At 64.3% G+C, this 17,241-nt stretch carries 13 protein-coding genes; 4 read left to right on the top strand and 9 right to left on the bottom strand.

The window, feature by feature from the left end; all coding sequences use genetic code 11:
* Position 1: 1 nt before the first annotated feature.
* Entirely contained in the window at positions 2 to 1,444 is a 1,443-nt protein-coding gene (locus KVY23_RS08535) for an RNB domain-containing ribonuclease (protein ID WP_230556086.1), read from the top strand.
* Here the strand turns inward: KVY23_RS08535 and pip are convergent.
* The 4 genes from pip to KVY23_RS08515 form a co-directional block, all read right to left on the bottom strand.
* Positions 1,396 to 2,379, bottom strand: a complete 984-nt coding sequence (gene pip, locus KVY23_RS08530; RefSeq protein WP_230556047.1) for a prolyl aminopeptidase — start codon at positions 2,377 to 2,379, stop codon at positions 1,396 to 1,398. The two genes, KVY23_RS08535 and pip, sit on opposite strands and share 49 nt — an antisense overlap.
* 2 nt (positions 2,380 to 2,381) lie before the next feature.
* A complete protein-coding gene (locus KVY23_RS08525) occupies positions 2,382 to 2,837 on the bottom strand; it encodes a hypothetical protein (RefSeq protein WP_230556046.1) in 456 nt (151 codons plus the stop codon).
* Between the two features lie 21 nt (positions 2,838 to 2,858).
* Positions 2,859 to 3,701 (bottom strand): 3-methyl-2-oxobutanoate hydroxymethyltransferase, encoded by an 843-nt coding sequence (gene panB, locus KVY23_RS08520; protein ID WP_075840486.1) that lies wholly within the window; start codon positions 3,699 to 3,701, stop codon positions 2,859 to 2,861.
* Positions 3,702 to 3,821: 120 nt separating this feature from the next.
* Positions 3,822 to 5,546 carry an NAD+ synthase gene (locus KVY23_RS08515; RefSeq protein WP_230556045.1) on the bottom strand — a complete coding sequence of 575 codons (1,725 nt, stop codon included), beginning with the start codon at positions 5,544 to 5,546 and terminating at the stop codon, positions 3,822 to 3,824.
* 111 nt (positions 5,547 to 5,657) lie between these two features.
* Between KVY23_RS08515 and KVY23_RS08510 the strand changes: the two genes are divergently transcribed.
* The 3 genes from KVY23_RS08510 (at position 5,658) to KVY23_RS08500 (ending at position 11,825) form a co-directional block, all read left to right on the top strand.
* Positions 5,658 to 7,235: an alpha/beta hydrolase gene (locus KVY23_RS08510; RefSeq protein WP_230556085.1), complete on the top strand. Its 1,578-nt coding sequence runs from the start codon at positions 5,658 to 5,660 to the stop codon at positions 7,233 to 7,235.
* Between the two features lie 100 nt (positions 7,236 to 7,335).
* The gene (gene glnA / locus KVY23_RS08505; protein ID WP_075840488.1) at positions 7,336 to 8,676 is read left to right on the top strand and encodes a type I glutamate--ammonia ligase; all 1,341 of its coding nucleotides are present in this window, start codon (positions 7,336 to 7,338) and stop codon (positions 8,674 to 8,676) included.
* A gap of 104 nt (positions 8,677 to 8,780) precedes the next feature.
* Positions 8,781 to 11,825: a bifunctional [glutamine synthetase] adenylyltransferase/[glutamine synthetase]-adenylyl-L-tyrosine phosphorylase gene (locus tag KVY23_RS08500; RefSeq protein ID WP_230556044.1), complete on the top strand. Its 3,045-nt coding sequence runs from the start codon at positions 8,781 to 8,783 to the stop codon at positions 11,823 to 11,825.
* A 61-nt stretch (positions 11,826 to 11,886) separates the two neighbouring features.
* On the opposite strand, the gene KVY23_RS08495 is transcribed toward KVY23_RS08500, so the two are convergent.
* The 5 genes from KVY23_RS08495 to glnA (KVY23_RS08475) form a co-directional block, all read right to left on the bottom strand.
* Positions 11,887 to 12,864, bottom strand: a complete 978-nt coding sequence (locus KVY23_RS08495) for a glycine betaine ABC transporter substrate-binding protein (RefSeq protein ID WP_230556043.1) — start codon at positions 12,862 to 12,864, stop codon at positions 11,887 to 11,889.
* Positions 12,861 to 13,637: an ABC transporter permease gene (locus KVY23_RS08490; protein ID WP_230556084.1), complete on the bottom strand. Its 777-nt coding sequence runs from the start codon at positions 13,635 to 13,637 to the stop codon at positions 12,861 to 12,863. Before KVY23_RS08490 ends, KVY23_RS08495 begins: the two co-directional genes overlap by 4 nt.
* 26 nt (positions 13,638 to 13,663) lie before the next feature.
* Positions 13,664 to 14,884, bottom strand: a complete 1,221-nt coding sequence (locus tag KVY23_RS08485; protein ID WP_230556042.1) for an ABC transporter ATP-binding protein — start codon at positions 14,882 to 14,884, stop codon at positions 13,664 to 13,666.
* Positions 14,877 to 15,527: an ABC transporter permease gene (locus KVY23_RS08480; protein ID WP_206509689.1), complete on the bottom strand. Its 651-nt coding sequence runs from the start codon at positions 15,525 to 15,527 to the stop codon at positions 14,877 to 14,879. Before KVY23_RS08480 ends, KVY23_RS08485 begins: the two co-directional genes overlap by 8 nt.
* 186 nt (positions 15,528 to 15,713) lie before the next feature.
* Positions 15,714 to 17,150, bottom strand: a complete 1,437-nt coding sequence (gene glnA, locus KVY23_RS08475) for a type I glutamate--ammonia ligase (protein ID WP_075840492.1) — start codon at positions 17,148 to 17,150, stop codon at positions 15,714 to 15,716.
* Positions 17,151 to 17,241 lie beyond the last annotated feature (91 nt).

The following is a 17,241-nucleotide window of genomic DNA, read 5'->3' as shown; positions in this document are numbered from 1 at the left end:
GGTGGTTCTGGCGCACCTGTCGGCAAAAGCGTTCGACTTCCATTCCATCAAGTCCGAATTCGATCTGCACGATGCGTTCTCGGCGGACGTTCTCGCAGAAGCTCGGTCGGCAACCGATCGCCACGCGTCCGATCGCCGAGACCGCACCGACATTCCCTTCGTGACCATCGACCCTCCAGGGTCGATGGATCTCGATCAGGCCGTGCACATCGAAAAGCTGGCGGCTGGATACCTACTGCACTACGCAATTGCAGACGTCGGCGCATTCGTTGCGCCGGAGGGCGCACTGGACATGGAGGCCCGTCAGCGAGGTCAGACGTTCTACCTTCCGGACGGTTCGATCCCGTTGCATCCTCGCGTGATGTCGGAGGGCTCGGCGAGTCTGCTTCCCGGCGAGAGCCGACCGGCGGCACTCTGGCGGATCGAGTTGGACGAAGCAGGTGAGCCAGTCTCCTGGAAGGTGACCAGGGCAACCGTCCGGTCGGTGGCGCGCTTCGACTACGCGCGGGTACAGGCTGATTTCGAGCAGGGGACGGCACACACGTCCATCGCGGCTCTCGGCGAGTTCGGTGCACTGCGAGCGCAGTCGGCGATCCGGCGCGGGGCGATCGACCTGACGTTGCCCGAGCAGGACGTGGTGAAAAACGGGAAGTCCTGGCACATCGCGCTACAGGCACGAACTGATGTCGACGCCTGGAACGCCGATGTTTCACTGCTGACGGGTATGTGTGCGGCGCGCACCATGCTCGACGCCGGTGTCGGACTTCTCCGGACGCTGCCGGCGGCGTCGGATGAGGTGGTCGAGACGCTGAAGTACACCGCGGCGATCCTGGGAATCGGTTGGCCGGAGGGAGCGTCCGCCGGCGCTGTGCTTGCGTCGTTGCCGCGCGATGCACCCACCACGCTGGCGCTGATGACGCGGGCGACCACTCTGCTGCGCGGCGCGGACTACGCAGCGTTCGACGGCGATGTCCCCGAGCGCATCGAGCATTCAGGTATTGCCGCCCCCTACGCGCACGTGACGGCGCCGCTCCGCCGGCTCTCGGACCGCTTCGCGACAGAGATATGCCTCGCAGTCGGAGCAGGTGTGGACATCCCCGACTGGGTTCGGCGTGCGCTACCCGACCTCCCCGCAGCCATGCGGCGGTCGGATTCGACGGCGTCGAAAGTCGACAGGGCATGTATCGATCTGACCGAGGCGGTGATTCTGCACGAGCGCGTCGGTGAGCGCTTCTCGGCGGTGGTGCTGCGCGGCGCCGAGGGCAAACGGCCGGCGGAAGTATTCGTCGAATCACCCATCGTCATGGGCAAGTGCAACGGAGCGCCCCCGGAAGGGGAGCGGGTAACGGTGACGTTGACCGCGGCAGATATGGAGACCCGGCGGATCGAGTTCGGCTACGAGTCGGACGCCGACGCACAGCGGTCGGTTGCCTCGACCAAGTGATGGACGATGCCGGGCTCGGAAGCGGAGTGCCCGGCGTCGTCGACCACGATCAACTCCGAGGACGGCCACGCCTTGTGCAGCTCCCACGCACTCGTTGCCGGACACACCACGTCATACCGACCCTGGACGATGACGCCGGGGATATCGGCCAGTAGGTGGGCGTCCGCGAGCAACTGGTTCTCGCGCAGAAATCCACCGTTGCGGAAATAGTGATTCTCGATTCCCGCGAAAGCCAACGCGAAACGTGGATCGGCGTTCTCCGCTATCTGATCCGGCTGCGGTAGCAGGTAGCTCGTCGCCGCCTCCCATGACGACCACGCGATCGCGGCCTCGGTCGCAACGTCACGGTCGTGGGAGTGCAACAGGCGGTGATATGCCTCGACCAGATCGCCGTCTCGTTCCGTCTCGGGCACCGGTGCGAGGAACTTGTCCCACAGTTCTGGGAACATGTGGCCTGCTCCGCCGTTGTAGTACCAGTCGATCTCGCTGCGACGAAGCAGGAAGATGCCCCGCAGAATCAGATGCGTGACGCGATGTCGGTGACTCTGGGCGTACACGAGGGACAGCGTCGACCCCCAGGATCCGCCGAACACCAGCCAGCGTTCGACCGTGAGGAATTCCCGCAGTCTTTCGATATCGGCCACCAGATCAGCAGTGGTGTTGACCGTCAGATCCGCTCCATCGGCAATGTGCGGAGTCGATCGTCCACAACCGCGCTGGTCGAACAGCACGATCCGATATCTGTCGGGATCGAAATAGCGACGCTGCGCCGGCCCGGTTCCGCCCCCGGGGCCGCCGTGCACGAACACAACTGGCTTACCGGCAGGATTCCCACTGGTTTCCCAGTAGATGCGTTGACCGTCGCCGACGTCGAGATGGCCCGCGTCGTATGGTTCGATCGGCGGATAGAGCTTGCGCGAGTAGCCTTCGGGCATCCTCAGAACCCGACCAGTCCCGACGCGAGATCGGGAATGTCGAGCGAACGCATCGCCTCTTCGCGAACCTCGGGGCACTGCGCCACCGTGATCTCGTCGACGATCGACCTGTCCTGCACGATCCGCAGGTTGATGACCCCGCTCTGCGCAGCCCAGGTCTGAACGACGATGTTGAGGCCGCCGCGACCCAGCGTCGGGCCCTGAATTCGCCATTCCTGAAGCTGCTCTTCGAGATCGGTGCACAGCTGCAAGCGTTGCTGATCGGTGATCGTGTCGGCAGCAGCAGGAGCGGTGGTCACCGGTGACGCAGAGGCGGTGGTCGGCGTCGACGACTGCCCTGTGTTCGTGGTGTCGGTTCCGCATGCGCCGACGGTGACCGCGAGCGCGGCCACGCCCACGATGGAGACAACTGCGCGGGCGTACCTCTGAGGGTCTGGTTTGATGGCACCGAAGTTCATGCCGACGAGTGTGCCATCAGGTCAGTAGCTGTGCTCCGGGCCGGGGAACACACCGGTTCGGACCTCGGCGAGATACGCCGCAGCGGCGCTGCGCAACTCGTCGCCGACGTTGCCGAACTTCTTGACGAACTTCGCGGTCTTGCCGTTGGTGTAGCCCGCCATGTCCTGCCACACGAGCACCTGGGCGTCGGTTTCGTTTCCGGCACCGATGCCGACGGTCGGGATGGTGAGCTTGCGGGTGACCTGTCCGGCGATGTCTGCGGGCACCATCTCCATGACCACGGAGAACGCGCCGGCCTCCTGGACGGCGATGGCATCGGCGACGAGCTGCTCCGAACCGTCGCCGCGGCCCTGCACTCGGAATCCGCCCAATCCGTTGACGCTCTGCGGGGTGAAGCCGATGTGCGCCATCACCGGGATGCCGGCAGCTGTGATGGCTGCGATCTGATCTGCCACACGTTCGCCTCCCTCCAGCTTCACGGCGTTCGCGAGCCCCTCCTTCATGAAGCGCGTCGCGGTTGCCAGAGCCTGCTGCGGCGAGGATTCGTAGGTGCCGAACGGGAGATCTGCGATGACGAGGGCGTTGGGGGCGCCTCGTACGACGCCGCGGACCAGTGGCAGCAGCTCGTCGATGGTGATGGGCACGGTGGTGTCGTATCCGTAGACCACATTGGCTGCGGAGTCGCCCACCAGCAGAACAGGGACGCCGGCCTCCTCGAAGATGCGGGCGCTCGAGTAGTCGTATGCAGTGAGCATTGCCCAGCGCTCACCCTCGGCTTTCATCTGCAGCAAATGATGCGTGCGTGTCTTGCGAGTGAGGGCGGAGACGGGTGCGTCGGTCGAACCGTAGACAGAATCGGACATCTTTGTCCCTTTCGGTTCCTCGAGGCCCGCCGTGCGGGTCCCCGGGATGTGGGGTTGATGACGTCATCCAGTCTGCCAGCCCCGATCCTCTCGTCGATGGTGAGTCGGACGTGCAATTGGTCACACTTGCGCGGTGCCGACGCGCCAATGGTTCGTGACTGGCATTCGTCGGTCCCGACCGAACGCCCGAGAAGTGATCTTGGTGCCGATGGGATATTGCCTGCGCTTGTATTCGGCCGCGTCGACCTTGCGAACGATGTCCTCGACCGTGCCTCGATCGAAGCCCGCGGCGACGATGTCTTCGACGCTGCGATCGAAGTCGACGTAGCGAGACAGGATGGCGTCCAACACGTCGTAATCGGGCAGTGAATCGGTGTCGAGCTGATCGGGCCGTAATTCGGCCGACGGTGGTTTGTCGATGCTGCCCGCGGGAATCGGTGGCACTTCACCGCGGTGCACTGCTTCGTTGTTCCGCCATCGAGCAAGTGCCCAGACCATCGATTTCGGGACGTCCTTGATCGGGGCGAAGCCGCCCACCGCGTCGCCGTAGATGGTCGAGTAGCCGACCGCCAATTCGGACTTGTTGCCGGTCGCGAGGACGAGGTGGCCTGCCGAGTTGGACAGGGCCATCAATGTCATTCCGCGGCAGCGGGCCTGAATGTTCTCCTCGGCGAGGCCCTCGAGTGTCAGCTGGTCTACGAAGGCATCGACCGTGGCAGCGATGGGCTCCGTCCTGAAGTGAATACCGGTGCTGCGAGCAAGTTCATCGGCGTCGGTGCGTGAATGGTCCGAGGAGTACTTCGACGGCATCGACACTCCGTGCACCGCGTCGCTGCCGAGTGCGTCGACGGCGACGGCAGCAACCACCGCGGAGTCGATTCCACCGGACAGGCCGAGGGCCACCGAGGTGAAACCGTTCTTGTGCACATAGTCCCGAAGGCCTGTGACGAGGGCGCTCCACACCAGGTCCTCGTCCGGACGCGGCGGCGCCACAGACACCGGGGTTCGGTCCCATCCACGGACGATCAGATCGGGCAGTGTGTGTCGATCGACGCTCCAGCCGGGAACGTGATCCTGGTTCGATCCTGGAGCCTGCCGTGGGGCGACATCGACGCAGAGCAGGTGTTCGGCGAATTCCGGGGCACGTCCGAGCAGCGTGCCGTCTGCTGCGAGGACGAGGCTTCCGCCGTCGAAGGCGAGTTCGTCCTGTCCGCCGACAAGGTTGGTGTACGCGATGGGCACACCGGCCTCGGCTGCGCGCCGTTCGACGATGGACCGACGAACGGCGCTCTTGCCGCGTTCGTACGGGCTCGCGTTCAAACACAACAACAGGTCGACTCCGGCAGCCGCATACGCAGGCACCGGGCCACCGGGCTGCCAGATGTCCTCGCATACCACCACGCCCAGGCGGAACCCGTTCACCTCGGTGATGCTCAGGCGCGAACCGGGTGCGAAGTACCGCAGTTCGTCGAAGACTCGATACGTGGGCAAAGCGTGCTTGTCGTATCGGGAGAGAACAGCGCCGCCGAACAGTACGGCGGCGCTGTTCCGCGAGCCGGCCTGGTCGCGATCGAGATATCCGACGACGACGACCGTGTCACCGCAGCCGGAACGGTCGAGCGTGATCGCGAGTTCCTCGAGAGCTTGCTTCGAAGCTCGGGCGAACGACGGGCGCAAAGCGAGATCCTCGACGGGGTAGCCCGTCACCGCCATCTCGGGGAACAAGACGACCTGGGCGCCTTCCTGTGCGGCGCGCGAGGCCCACGAGGCGATGAGTGCGCAATTGCCGGGCAGGTCGCCGACGGTGGAATTGATCTGGGCGAGGGCGACTCTCAATGCCTGCACGAATCGAAGCCTAGCGTGGGTGGGCCAGAGCGGAGTTGTGGACGCTCGTGCCTCCACCTCTGGCACCATCACCTGCATGAGATGTACGCGCAGAGTGCGGTGGCAGCAGAGATGATCGCGTTCGCACGGGCGAGGGTGACGACGCGATTGGTGGCGGTGCTCGGCGCCGCGGCGTTGGCAGCGACGGGATGTGCCGTCGACCGAACGATCGAGGGCGTGGCCGAGTCGGAGGCGGGTGCCGAGTTCCCGCCGGGAGCGGGTGTCGTACCCGACGGCCTGGAACAGTTCTACACACAGCAACTCGACTGGGGGTCGTGCGAGAGCTTCAGCACCGACGGCACCGTCCTGCCGTCCTCGGTCTCCTGCGCGTACGTGAGCGTTCCGCTCGATTACGAGGACCCGGCCGGCGAGACGGCGAGCATCGCCATCTCGCGGTCGGAAGCGGCAGGGAAGAAGATCGGTTCGATCTTGTTCAACCCCGGCGGCCCCGGGTCGTCGGGGCTCTATCTCGCCACCCAGGCCGAAAGCTCGGACATTTCCGACCGGTTCGATCGGATCGGCTTCGACCCTCGCGGTATCGGCGCGTCGACACCCGCCATTCGGTGTCTTACCGCGGAGGAGATCGACCGGGAACGTCGCGAACCCGAAGTCGACCTCTCGCCCGAGGGCATCGCCGAGCAGGAAACGGACCACCGCGAGTACGTCGAGCAGTGTGTGGAACGGACCGGCGCCGAGGTTCTCGAGCATGTGGGCACCCGCGAGGTCGTGCGCGATATGGACGTCATCAGGTCCGTCCTCGGCGATGAGAAATTGACTTACGTGGGGTACTCGTACGGCACCCGGATCGGCACCGCCTACGCGGAGGCGTTCGGTGGCAATGTCCGCGCGATGGTGCTCGACGGCGCACTCGACCCCGAGCAGAGCCCCGTCGACGAGGCCATCGACCAGGGGGCGGCGTTTCAAGCGGCCTTCGATGCTTTCGCAGAAGATTGCGCTCTCACCGGCCGATGCCCGCTCGGAAACGATCCGGCCGATGCGAGCAGCAGCTTCCGGGAGCTCGTCGACCCTCTGATCGAGACGCCCGCCGCCACCACTGATCCGCGCGGCCTCAGTTACGACGACGCAGTGACCGGGGTGCAGCAGGCGTTGTACTCGCAGAGTCTGTGGCGGCTTCTGCGCGCGGGCCTCAACGAATTGAGTGAGGGGCGCGGTGACACCTTGCTCCGCCTCGCGGACACGTACCAGGGCCGACTCGAAGATGGCACTTACTCCAATCTCGACGACGCGTTCAACGCCATTCGCTGCGTCGACGATCCGCCGACGACCGATCGAGCCGAGGCCGGGGAAGCGGACCGTCGCTACCGCGAGGCGGCACCATTCCTGGACGACGGACTCGGCACGGGAGCGGCGCCCCTCGATGTCTGCGCGTTCTGGCCGGTGCCCAACACCGGAAACCCGGGGACAGTCACGGTCTCTGGTCTTCCGACGCTCGTGGTGGTCTCGACGACATTCGACCCTGCCACGCCCTACCAAGCCGGCGTCGAGCTGGCACGGCAGCTCGACGCAGACCTGGTGACATTCGACGGCACACAGCACACCGTGGCGTTCTCCGGAGTGGCGTGCATAGACGGACCAGTGGTCGAGTACCTCGTGAATCTGACCCCGCCAGGTAACGATTTGGTGTGCTGATCGTGCTCACACCGGCGTTGGACCTGGTGAGACATGTCGGAAGTGAGACCGAATTCACCATGTAACACAGATTTAACGCCGTTTGCTTACTCTCGCGGACATGGATCGCCAAAAGGAATTCGTGCTCCGGACTCTGGAGGAGCGCGACATCCGCTTCGTCCGCCTGTGGTTCACCGATGTCCTCGGTTACCTGAAATCGGTGGCCATCGCGCCGGCCGAACTCGAGGGTGCCTTCGACGAGGGCATCGGCTTCGATGGCAGCGCGATCGAGGGGTTCTCGCGTGTTTCGGAAGCGGACACCGTCGCGAAACCCGACCCGTCGACGTTCCAGATCCTGCCGTGGGCCACGAGCAAGGGCCACCAGCACTCCGCGCGCATGTTCTGCGATATCGCGATGCCCGACGGCTCGCCGTCCTGGGCCGACTCGCGCCACGTTCTGCGTCGCCAGCTGAGCAAGGCAGCCGACCTCGGTTTCAGCTGTTACGTCCATCCGGAGATCGAGTTCTTCTTGCTCAAGGACAGCCCCGAGGACGGCACACCGCCGACGCCGGCAGACAACGGTGGCTACTTCGACCAGGCCGTCCACGACTCGGCACCCAACTTCCGCCGTCACGCGATCGACGCACTCGAGTCGATGGGCATCTCCGTGGAATTCAGTCACCACGAGACTGCGCCCGGACAACAGGAGATCGATCTTCGGTACGCCGACGCCTTGTCGATGGCGGACAACATCATGACTTTCCGCTACGTGGTCAAGGAAGTTGCGATCGAGGAGGGCGTGCGCGCAACGTTCATGCCCAAGCCTTTCAGCGACCAGGCCGGGTCGGCGATGCATACCCATATGAGCCTGTTCGAGGGCGACACCAACGCCTTCCACAACCCGGACGACCCGATGCAACTGTCGGAGACCGGCAAATCGTTCATCGCAGGCATCCTCGAGCACGCCAACGAGATCAGTGCCGTGACCAACCAGTGGGTCAACTCCTACAAGCGGCTCGTTCGCGGCGGGGAGGCACCCACAGCTGCGTCCTGGGGCCCGGCCAACCGCTCTGCCCTGATCCGTGTGCCGATGTACACCCCGAACAAGGCCTCCTCGCGGCGCGTGGAAATCCGCAGTCCTGACTCCGCCTGCAACCCGTACCTCGCGTTCGCGGTACTGCTGGCAGCCGGCTTGCGCGGAATCGAGAAGGGCTACACGCTTCCTCCCGAGGCCGAGGAAGACGTGTGGGCTCTGACCACTGCGGAGCGGCGCGCAATGGGTTACAAGGAACTTCCCGGCAGCCTCGATCAGGCCCTGAACGCGATGGAGAATTCCGAACTCGTCGCCGAAGCGCTGGGTGAGCATGTCTTCGACTTCTTCCTGCGCAACAAGCGTCGCGAGTGGGAGGAATACCGCAGCCACGTCACCCCGTACGAGCTCAAGGCCTACCTGGGGTTGTGACGATTGCACACCTCGATGGGTTAGGTTCTACCTCGATCGGTTCGAGGAATTCACACCCGCGATAAGGTGAAATCTGTGTCACGTCAGAGTCCGGGGGTGCGCTGATGGTGCGCCCACCCACGTCACGGTCCATTGTCCCAGGGGCAGGTCGGTTGGGCCTGGTGGAATCGTCGGCCCCCGGCGATCTTCAGCAGCTGGGATGGGTCGGCGAGGACAGCCTCGAACTGCTGTGGTCGCTCTCTCGTGCTGCCAACGCTGACCTTGCCCTCCGGACGCTCGTTCGATTGGCCGAAGCTCTGGGCGATCGGTATGCGCAACTGGACTCCGCCCTGCGGTCGGACCGAGGTCTCCGCGGGAGACTGTTCGGTCTGACGGGTGCATCGAGCGCCTTGGCCGACCACCTCGTGTCCGATCCCGAGTCGTGGAAACTGCTCAGCACTCCGCCCGGCAGATCGGCCGGAGCCAACGCGCAGATCGAACTGCCCAGCAAGGCGCAGCTCACCAAGGAACTGCTCGACGCGGTCGACGCGGTTCCCGAGACCGGCGAGAACGCGGCACCGAGCCTGTATCGGGCCGGGGTGATCGGGCCCGAGGCCGTCGCAGCGCTGCGAAAGACCTACCGCGATCAAGTGATGGTGTTGGCGGCAGCCGACCTCGCCGCCACCGTCGAAAACGAGCCGGTGCTTCCGTACCAGCTGGTGGGAAACCAGCTCTCCGACATGGCCGACGCCGCGTTGACTGCCGCCCTCGCCGTTGCCGTCGCCACCGCGTGCCCCGACAGGCCGTGTCCCACCCGTCTCGCGGTGATCGCGATGGGCAAATGCGGTGCACGGGAACTCAATTACGTCTCCGACGTGGACGTGGTGTTCGTAGCCGAGCCCGCCGACTCGGTCGCCAGCCGGATTGCCGGTGAGCTGATGCGAGTGGGCTCCTCGGCCTTCTTCGAGGTCGATGCCGCCCTGCGACCGGAAGGTAAGAGGGGCGAACTCGTCCGCACCCTCGATTCACACATCGCCTACTACAAGCGGTGGGCGAAGACCTGGGAGTTCCAGGCCCTGCTCAAGGCACGTCCGATGACCGGAGACCTCGAACTCGGTCACGACTACGTCGCCGCGCTGAACCCGATGGTGTGGCTCGCCTCCCAACGCGAGGATTTCGTTCCCGAGGTGCGAGCGATGCGTCGCCGCGTCGAGGAGATGGTTCCACCCGAACTACGGGAGCGGGAGATCAAGCTCGGACGCGGAAGTCTGCGCGACGTCGAGTTCGCCGTCCAGCTGCTGCAGCTCGTGCACGGCCGCACCGACGAAACTCTCCGTGTGTTGGGCACCGTCGATGCGCTCGCCGCGCTCACCGAGGGCGGATACATCGGCCGCGACGACGCAGCCAATCTCACCGCCTCGTACGAGTTCTTGCGACTGCTCGAGCATCGTTTGCAGCTGCAGCGGATGAAGCGAACGCACACCCTTCCGCCGGCGGACGACGAAGAAGCGCTGCGCTGGCTGGCGCGGGCCGCGCACATGCGTCCCGACGGCAACCGCGACGCACTGGGTGTGCTGAACGCCGAAATCAAACGCAACGCCCAGCGCATTCGCCGTCTGCACGCGAAGTTGTTCTATCGACCGTTGCTCGATTCGGTGGTGCGCTTCGATTCCGACACCGTGCGGCTGACGCCGGATGCCGCCAAACGCCAGCTCGCCGCACTCGGCTTCGCAACGCCCGAGAATGCCCTCGGGCACCTTCGGGCCCTGGTCGGCGGAGGTGCCCGGCGGGGGCAGATCCAGGCGGTACTGCTGCCGACCCTGCTCGAATGGCTCGCCGATACCCCCGACCCCGATGCCGGTCTGCTCAACTACCGCAGGTTGTCCGAGGCCGCAGTCGATCAGACCTGGTTCCTGCGCACACTCCGCGACGAAGGCGCCGTCGCGCAGCGGCTGATGATCGTGCTCGGATCCTCGGCCTACGTGCCGGATCTGCTGATCAAAGCGCCTGAAGTGATTCGCTTGTTCGCTGACGGTCCGACGGGTCCGCGACTGCTCGACGTCGAGCCGGAGGAGACGTACCGCGCAATCCTGTCCTCGTCCGGCCGTTACGAGGACCCGGCCAGGGCCATCAACGCGGCACGTTCGTTGCGCCGACACGAGTTGGCTCGGGTGGCATCGGCGGACATTCTGGGCATGCTCGAAGTGCCGCAGGTGTGCCGCGCGTTGTCCTCGGTGTGGGCTGCCGTCATCAATGCCGCGCTGGATGCTGCGATCAGGGCCAGTACCGCCGAGCGCGGGGAACCGGCTCCCGCAACCTTGGCGGTCATCGGAATGGGGCGTCTCGGCGGCGGCGAACTCGGCTACGGCAGCGACGCGGACGTGCTGTTCGTGTGCGAGCCGACCGGCGACGCCGACGACACTGTCGCCCTCAAATGGGCGAACGGAATCGCAGACAGGATCCGCAAGATGCTCGGTGCGCCGAGTACCGATCCGCCGCTGGAAGTCGACACCGGACTGCGCCCGGAGGGGCGCAACGGGCCCGTGGTCCGCACGCTCGCCTCCTACGAGGCGTATTACGCGCAGTGGGCGCAAGCATGGGAGGTGCAGGCGCTCCTTCGTGCACACCAGGTGGCCGGAGACCAGGATCTCGGGATTCGCTTCCTGCTGATGGCCGACAGGGTGCGCTATCCGGAAGGCGGCGTCTCGCAGGACGCTGTTCGCGAGATACGTCGCATCAAGGCACGGATCGATTCGGAGCGATTGCCGAAGGGCGCGGACCCGGCCACCCACACGAAGCTGGGCCGCGGCGGACTCGCCGACATCGAATGGACGGTCCAGCTGATTCAGCTGCAACATGCGCACGAAGTGCCCTCGTTGCACAACACGTCGACACTGCAGACTCTCGATGCCATCGGTGCCGCCGAGTTGATGAGCGAAACCGATGTGGAGTTGCTGCGCGAAGCATGGATCCTGGCCACCAAGGCTCGCAACGCCCTCGTTCTCGTGCGAGGCAAGCCGACCGACCAGCTCCCTCGTCCGGGCCACGTGCTCTCGGCGGTGGCGAAGGTCGCGGGCTGGAGCAACGGCGACGCGGGGGAGTTCCTCGACAACTACCTGCGGGTGACGCGTCGTGCAAAGCAGGTGGTGGAGCGGACCTTCGGCGGGTAGGCGCTGCGCGCATGTGCGCGGAAATACATAGAGGGACACGTATTTCCGCGCACATGGGGACCTACCCCATGGTGACGAATCCCTCGGAAACCAACCAGTCCCGGGCCACTTCCGCCGGCTCGTTGCCCTCGACGTCGACCTGCCGGTTCAGTTCGGTCATGACCTCGTCGGTGAGCATTGCCGAGATCGGTGCCATCACCTCGGTCACCTGAGGGTGTGCATCGGCGAAATCCTTTCGCATTATCAATGCCGGGTTGTACTTGGGAAAGAACGAGCGATCATCCTCGAGCAGCACCAGGTCGAGTGCGATGATGCGGCCATCGGTAGTAAACACCTCGCCGAACTTGCACGGATTGCCGTCGGCTGTCGCCTGGTAGATGATGCCCGTCTGCAGAATTTCACGTGGCACCGCATTGGGATCGAACTCGTACTTCGCGGCCAACCCCGGAAACCCGTCCTGTCGGACGTTGAACTCGGTTTCGACGCAGGTGGATGCTGCAGCCGGGTCGGTGCGCACCAACTCGGCGTAGTCCGAGAGCGTCCTCACTCCGGTTTGCTGCGCTGTCTCCTGACTCATCGCCAGCGCATACGTGTTGTTCATCGGCGCCGGTACCGCCCACACCATGTCGTTGGCTGCCAGGTCGGCGTCGCGGACTGCCTCGTACTGCTGCTGCGAATCGGGAAGCGGGATCTCGTTGCCCAGGTAGTTGATCCAACCGGTACCGGTGTACTCGTAGGTGAGATCGATCTGGCCGTCGAGTTGCGCGTCCCTGGTGCTGTTGGAGCCCTGAATGTTGGTCAGGTCGCGCACATCGGCGCCGGCGGCAACCATCGCGAACTCGATGATGTAGCCGAGGATGATCTGCTCGCTGAAGTCCTTGGAACCTACCGTCATCTTCACGTTCTCGAGTTCGGGTACCGGCTGGATGCTCCCTGGGCCCACCTCGAGCGGTACCGCACCACCTGACTCCAAACCGCATCCGGCGAGTATCACCCCGGACAGTGCGAGCGCGAGCACGCCGCCACGGACGGATTTCATCGCAGCCCCTTCGGTCCGAGATACTGTTCGGCCAGCGCGCCGAGCCAGTCGACGAACAATGCCAGCGATACCGCGAGCACGGCCCCCACGACGAGGGTCACGTTGTCGCGGAGCTTGTATCCGGTGTCGATCAGAATTCCCAGTCCTCCTGCGCTGACGAGGAAGCACAGTGTCGCGGTGCCCACGGCGAGCACGAGCGATGTGCGGAGTCCGGCCAGGATGTACGGCACTGCCAACGGAAACTCGACCCGGCGTAGCAGCGTCGCGGCCGACATCCCCTGGCCCCGCCCTGCGTCGATCACCGTGCGGTCGACCTCCTGGTACCCGAGAATCGTGTTGCGCAGCACCGGAAGCAGTGAGTAGAACGCAATCGGCAGCACGCCGGTCCAGAACCCGGTCTGCTTGGTTGCCAGGTAGAACAGAACAAGCAGACCGATGGCAGGGGCAGCCGCACCGATGTTCGCGATACCGACGAAAATGGGAGCGAGCTTGGTGTAGCCGGGCCGAGTGAGCAGTGTGCCCAGCGGCACCGCGATGATGATGACAATGACGACGACGGCGACCGTGAGGAGGATGTGCTGCCACGTCAACGACGCGATGTTCGAGATGCTGATGCTGCCCTGCTGAGTGGCGGTCAAGTCGCGGTTGAAGGCCCAGAGGAGTACTGAGGCTACGAGGATCAGCACAATGGTCGGCTGCACCATCAACCGGATCCGGGCGCCCCGCGCGAGGCTTGCGCGCTCTGCGGTGCCTTCGTCGGGAGGCACCTCCATCTCCGGTGCCCGAGCTTGGGATGCGGTCACGACGACGTCTCCCGTGCTGCATTCTCGGGCTCGATCGGGTCAGGCTCGTCGGCGTCGTCGTGATCGTGGGCGTGTGCCTCGCGCATGGTCTGCAAATGATCCACGAGAGTGTCGATGGAAATGAGGCCGACGTACTCCCCGTGTAGCCCGGTCACGACGGTCGACGCCGTGCTCTCGGCCAGCAGGGCTTCGAGTCCGTCCTGCAGTGTCGACTGAATCGAGACGAGCTCACCGATCGGCATCCCGACCTCGCGCAGCGAGGACGCAGTCGCAAGGTGCGTGGGAGAGACCCATCTGAGGGGGCGCTTGCGATCGTCGAGAATGAGGCCCCACTGCCATTTGCGAGAGGTGATCTTCGCGCGGAAAGCATCGACGGGATCGCCCACCTCGGCCGTCGGGCATTGCAGCAGCCGAACATCGCGAATGCGCGTGAGCGTGAGTTGTTTGAGCGAGGCATCGGCGCCGACGAAGCCGGCGACCATCTCGTTTGCCGGGTTCGCCAGAATGGCCTCCGGAGTGTCGTACTGCATGATCGCCGACTGCTCACCGAGCACCGCGATGCGATCGCCCAGCTTCACTGCCTCGTTGAAGTCGTGGGTGACGAACACGATGGTCTTGCCGAGTTCGGTCTGCAACCGCATCAGTTCGTCCTGAAGCAGTCCGCGAGTGATCGGATCGACCGCACCGAACGGTTCGTCCATCAGCAGGACAGGGGGGTCGGCTGCCAACGCCCGAGCCACCCCGACCCGCTGCTGCTGTCCGCCGGACAGCTGCCGGGGGTAGCGGTGGCGATAGGTATCCGGGTCGAGGCCGACGAGGTCGAGCATCTCGTCGGTGCGGGCAGCGATGCGCTTCTTGTCCCACCCGATCAGACCGGGAACGGTACCGACGTTCTTTGCGATGGTCAGATGGGGAAACAACCCGGCCTGCTGGATCGAGTAACCGATGCCGCGGCGCAGTTCGTCGGCGTCGATGGACAGTGCGTCCTTGCCGTCGATGGTGATGGTGCCCGACGTCGGTTCGATCAGACGGTTGATCATCCGCATCGTGGTCGTCTTCCCACAACCCGATGGACCCACGAAGACCACGGTTTCGCCCGCAGGGACCGTCAGGGAGACGTTGTCGACTGCTGCGGCCTTCTGACCGGGGTACCGCTTGCTGACGGAATCGAGCACGATCTCGACGCCAGAGACATGCTGCCTGGTTGTTTCAGTCACGAATACCCCTCGAGGTTGTAAGACGCCCGACGAGGACGAGGAGGCCGTCGACGATCAGAGCGAGTATGACGATGAGCACGGTTCCTGCGAGTGCCTGCGGAACCGCATTGGGGCTGCCGACGCGGCTCAGACCCGAGAAAATCAGATTGCCCAGCCCGGGGCCCTTGGCGTAGGCGGCGATGGCCAGGATGCCGAAGATCATCTGCGTGCTCACCCGCATGCCGGCCAGAATCGACGGCCAGGCCAGGGGCATCTCGATTCTCGCCAGAATTCTCATGCGGTTCAGACCGACGCCTCGCGCGGCGTCGGTCACTGCAGGATCGACCGACGCCAACCCGATGATCGTGTTCCTGATGATCGGCAAGAGCGCGTAAAGGACAAGGGCGGTGATGGTCGGTGCGACACCGAGACCGAGGATCGGAATCAACAGACCCAGCAGGGCGAACGACGGAATCGTGAGGATGGTGCTGGCGAGTGCGGTGGCGATCGCTGATCCGGCGGGGGAGCGGTAGACGGCAATCCCCACCAGGATCGCGATGATCGTCGCGAGGATGACAGATTGCAGCACAGCGGAGACGTGCAGGTACGAGTCGGTGAGCAGTTGTTGTCGTCGACCGGAGATGAAGTTCCAGAGCGCATCCATCGAATGAAATCCCACCCTCGAGTCGAGTTCACCACCGCCTGTTTCGCGGATACGTGCAGTACGTCTGTTCGAGAGTGGCGCAATGCAGGTGGACGTAAACCTCGATTCGAGTACTCGTTACCTTCTGTACACACAAAACCGCCCCGCCGAAGATCGGCGGGGCGGTGAGGTGAGCTAGGTGCTAGATCACACGTCGTAGTAGAGCTGGAACTCGTACGGGTGCGGACGGAGGTTGACGGGAGCGATTTCCTGCTCACGCTTGAGCGAGATCCACGTCTCGATCAGGTCGGTGGTGAAGACGCCACCCTCGGTGAGGTACTCGTGGTCGGCTTCGAGGCGGTCGATGACCGTGTCGAGCGACGTAGGAGCCTGTGGGATGTTCTTGGCCTCCTCCGGCGGAAGCTCGTAGAGGTCCTTGTCCACCGGTGCCTGCGGCTCGATCTTGTTCTTGATGCCGTCCAGGCCGGCCATCATCTGCGCAGCGAAGTTCAGGTACGGGTTGCCCGAGCTGTCCGGCGCGCGGAATTCGAGGCGCTTGGCCTTCGGGTTGTTGCCGGTGATCGGGATACGCACAGCCGCGGAGCGGTTGCGCTGGCTGTAGACCAAGTTGATGGGGGCCTCGTAGCCCGGCACCAGACGGTGGTACGAGTTGATGGTCGGGTTGGTGAACGCCAGCAGAGACGGCGCGTGGTGCAGGATGCCGCCGATGTAGTGACGAGCCAAGTCCGACAGTCCGGCGTAGCCGGCTTCGTCGTGGAAGAGGGGCTTGCCGTCCTTCCACAGGGACTGGTGGACGTGCATGCCCGAGCCGTTGTCACCGAAAAGCGGCTTCGGCATGAAGGTGGCGGACTTGCCGTTCTTCCATGCAGTGTTCTTCACGATGTACTTGAACAGCTGCAGGTCGTCAGCAGCTGCGAGCAGCGTGTTGAACTTGTAGTTGATTTCCTGCTGTCCGCCGGTGCCGACCTCATGGTGGCCACGCTCGAGCTCGAAGCCTGCGTTCTGAAGGTTGGTGGAGATCTCGTCGCGCAAGTCCACGTAGTGGTCGTACGGTGCGACGGGGAAGTAGCCGCCCTTGGGACGGACCTTGTAGCCGAGGTTGGGGCTACCGTCTGCGTTGGTCTCGACGCCGGTGTTCCAGGAACCCGAGATGGAGTCGAGTTCGTAGAATGCGCCGTTGATGCCGGAGTCGTAGCGAACCGAGTCGAAGATGTAGAACTCGGCCTCGGCGCCGAAGAAGGCGGTGTCCGCGATGCCGGTGGAGACCAAGTACTCCTCGGCCTTACGTGCCACGTTGCGGGGGTCACGGCTGTACGACTCGCGAGTGAACGGGTCGTGAACGAAGAAGTTGACGTTGAGTGTCTTCGCTGCGCGGAACGGATCGACCTGGGCCGTGGTCACGTCCGGAAGAAGCATCATGTCCGACTCGTGAATCGACTGGAAACCGCGGACGGAAGAACCGTCGAACGCGAGACCGTCTTCGAAGACATCCTGCGTGAACGCAGACGCCGGGATCGAGAAGTGCTGCTGAATGCCGGGGAGATCCGTGAATCGGATATCCACATACTCGATGTTCTCGTCGGCGATGAACTTGATGACCTCTTCGGCCGTGGTGAAAGCCACGCTGTTACTCCTTTGTTGAGTCCGTCGACCAGCACGTTATGGACTTGGTGTTGCCCGCCAGTCAAGGTTGTGTTTCGCCCGTGTTACGCGT

Origin of the sequence: Rhodococcus sp. I2R (assembly GCF_020889545.1) — a bacterium.
GTDB lineage: Bacteria > Actinomycetota > Actinomycetes > Mycobacteriales > Mycobacteriaceae > Rhodococcoides.
Note: the sequence above shows the minus strand (reverse complement) of the source record. Positions and strands in the feature narration are given on the sequence as shown.

Coding starts and splice junctions, on each gene's coding strand:
- panB (WP_075840486.1), bottom strand. CDS start 3,701: ATGTCCGATTCTGTCTACGGTTCGACCGACGCACCCGTCTCCGCCCTC.
- glnA (WP_075840488.1), top strand. CDS start 7,336: ATGGATCGCCAAAAGGAATTCGTGCTCCGGACTCTGGAGGAGCGCGAC.
- KVY23_RS08495 (WP_230556043.1), bottom strand. CDS start 12,864: ATGAAATCCGTCCGTGGCGGCGTGCTCGCGCTCGCACTGTCCGGGGTG.
- KVY23_RS08525 (WP_230556046.1), bottom strand. CDS start 2,837: ATGAACTTCGGTGCCATCAAACCAGACCCTCAGAGGTACGCCCGCGCA.
- KVY23_RS08500 (WP_230556044.1), top strand. CDS start 8,781: ATGGTGCGCCCACCCACGTCACGGTCCATTGTCCCAGGGGCAGGTCGG.
- KVY23_RS08510 (WP_230556085.1), top strand. CDS start 5,658: ATGATCGCGTTCGCACGGGCGAGGGTGACGACGCGATTGGTGGCGGTG.
- KVY23_RS08490 (WP_230556084.1), bottom strand. CDS start 13,637: ATGGAGGTGCCTCCCGACGAAGGCACCGCAGAGCGCGCAAGCCTCGCG.
- pip (WP_230556047.1), bottom strand. CDS start 2,379: ATGCCCGAAGGCTACTCGCGCAAGCTCTATCCGCCGATCGAACCATAC.
- KVY23_RS08480 (WP_206509689.1), bottom strand. CDS start 15,527: ATGGATGCGCTCTGGAACTTCATCTCCGGTCGACGACAACAACTGCTC.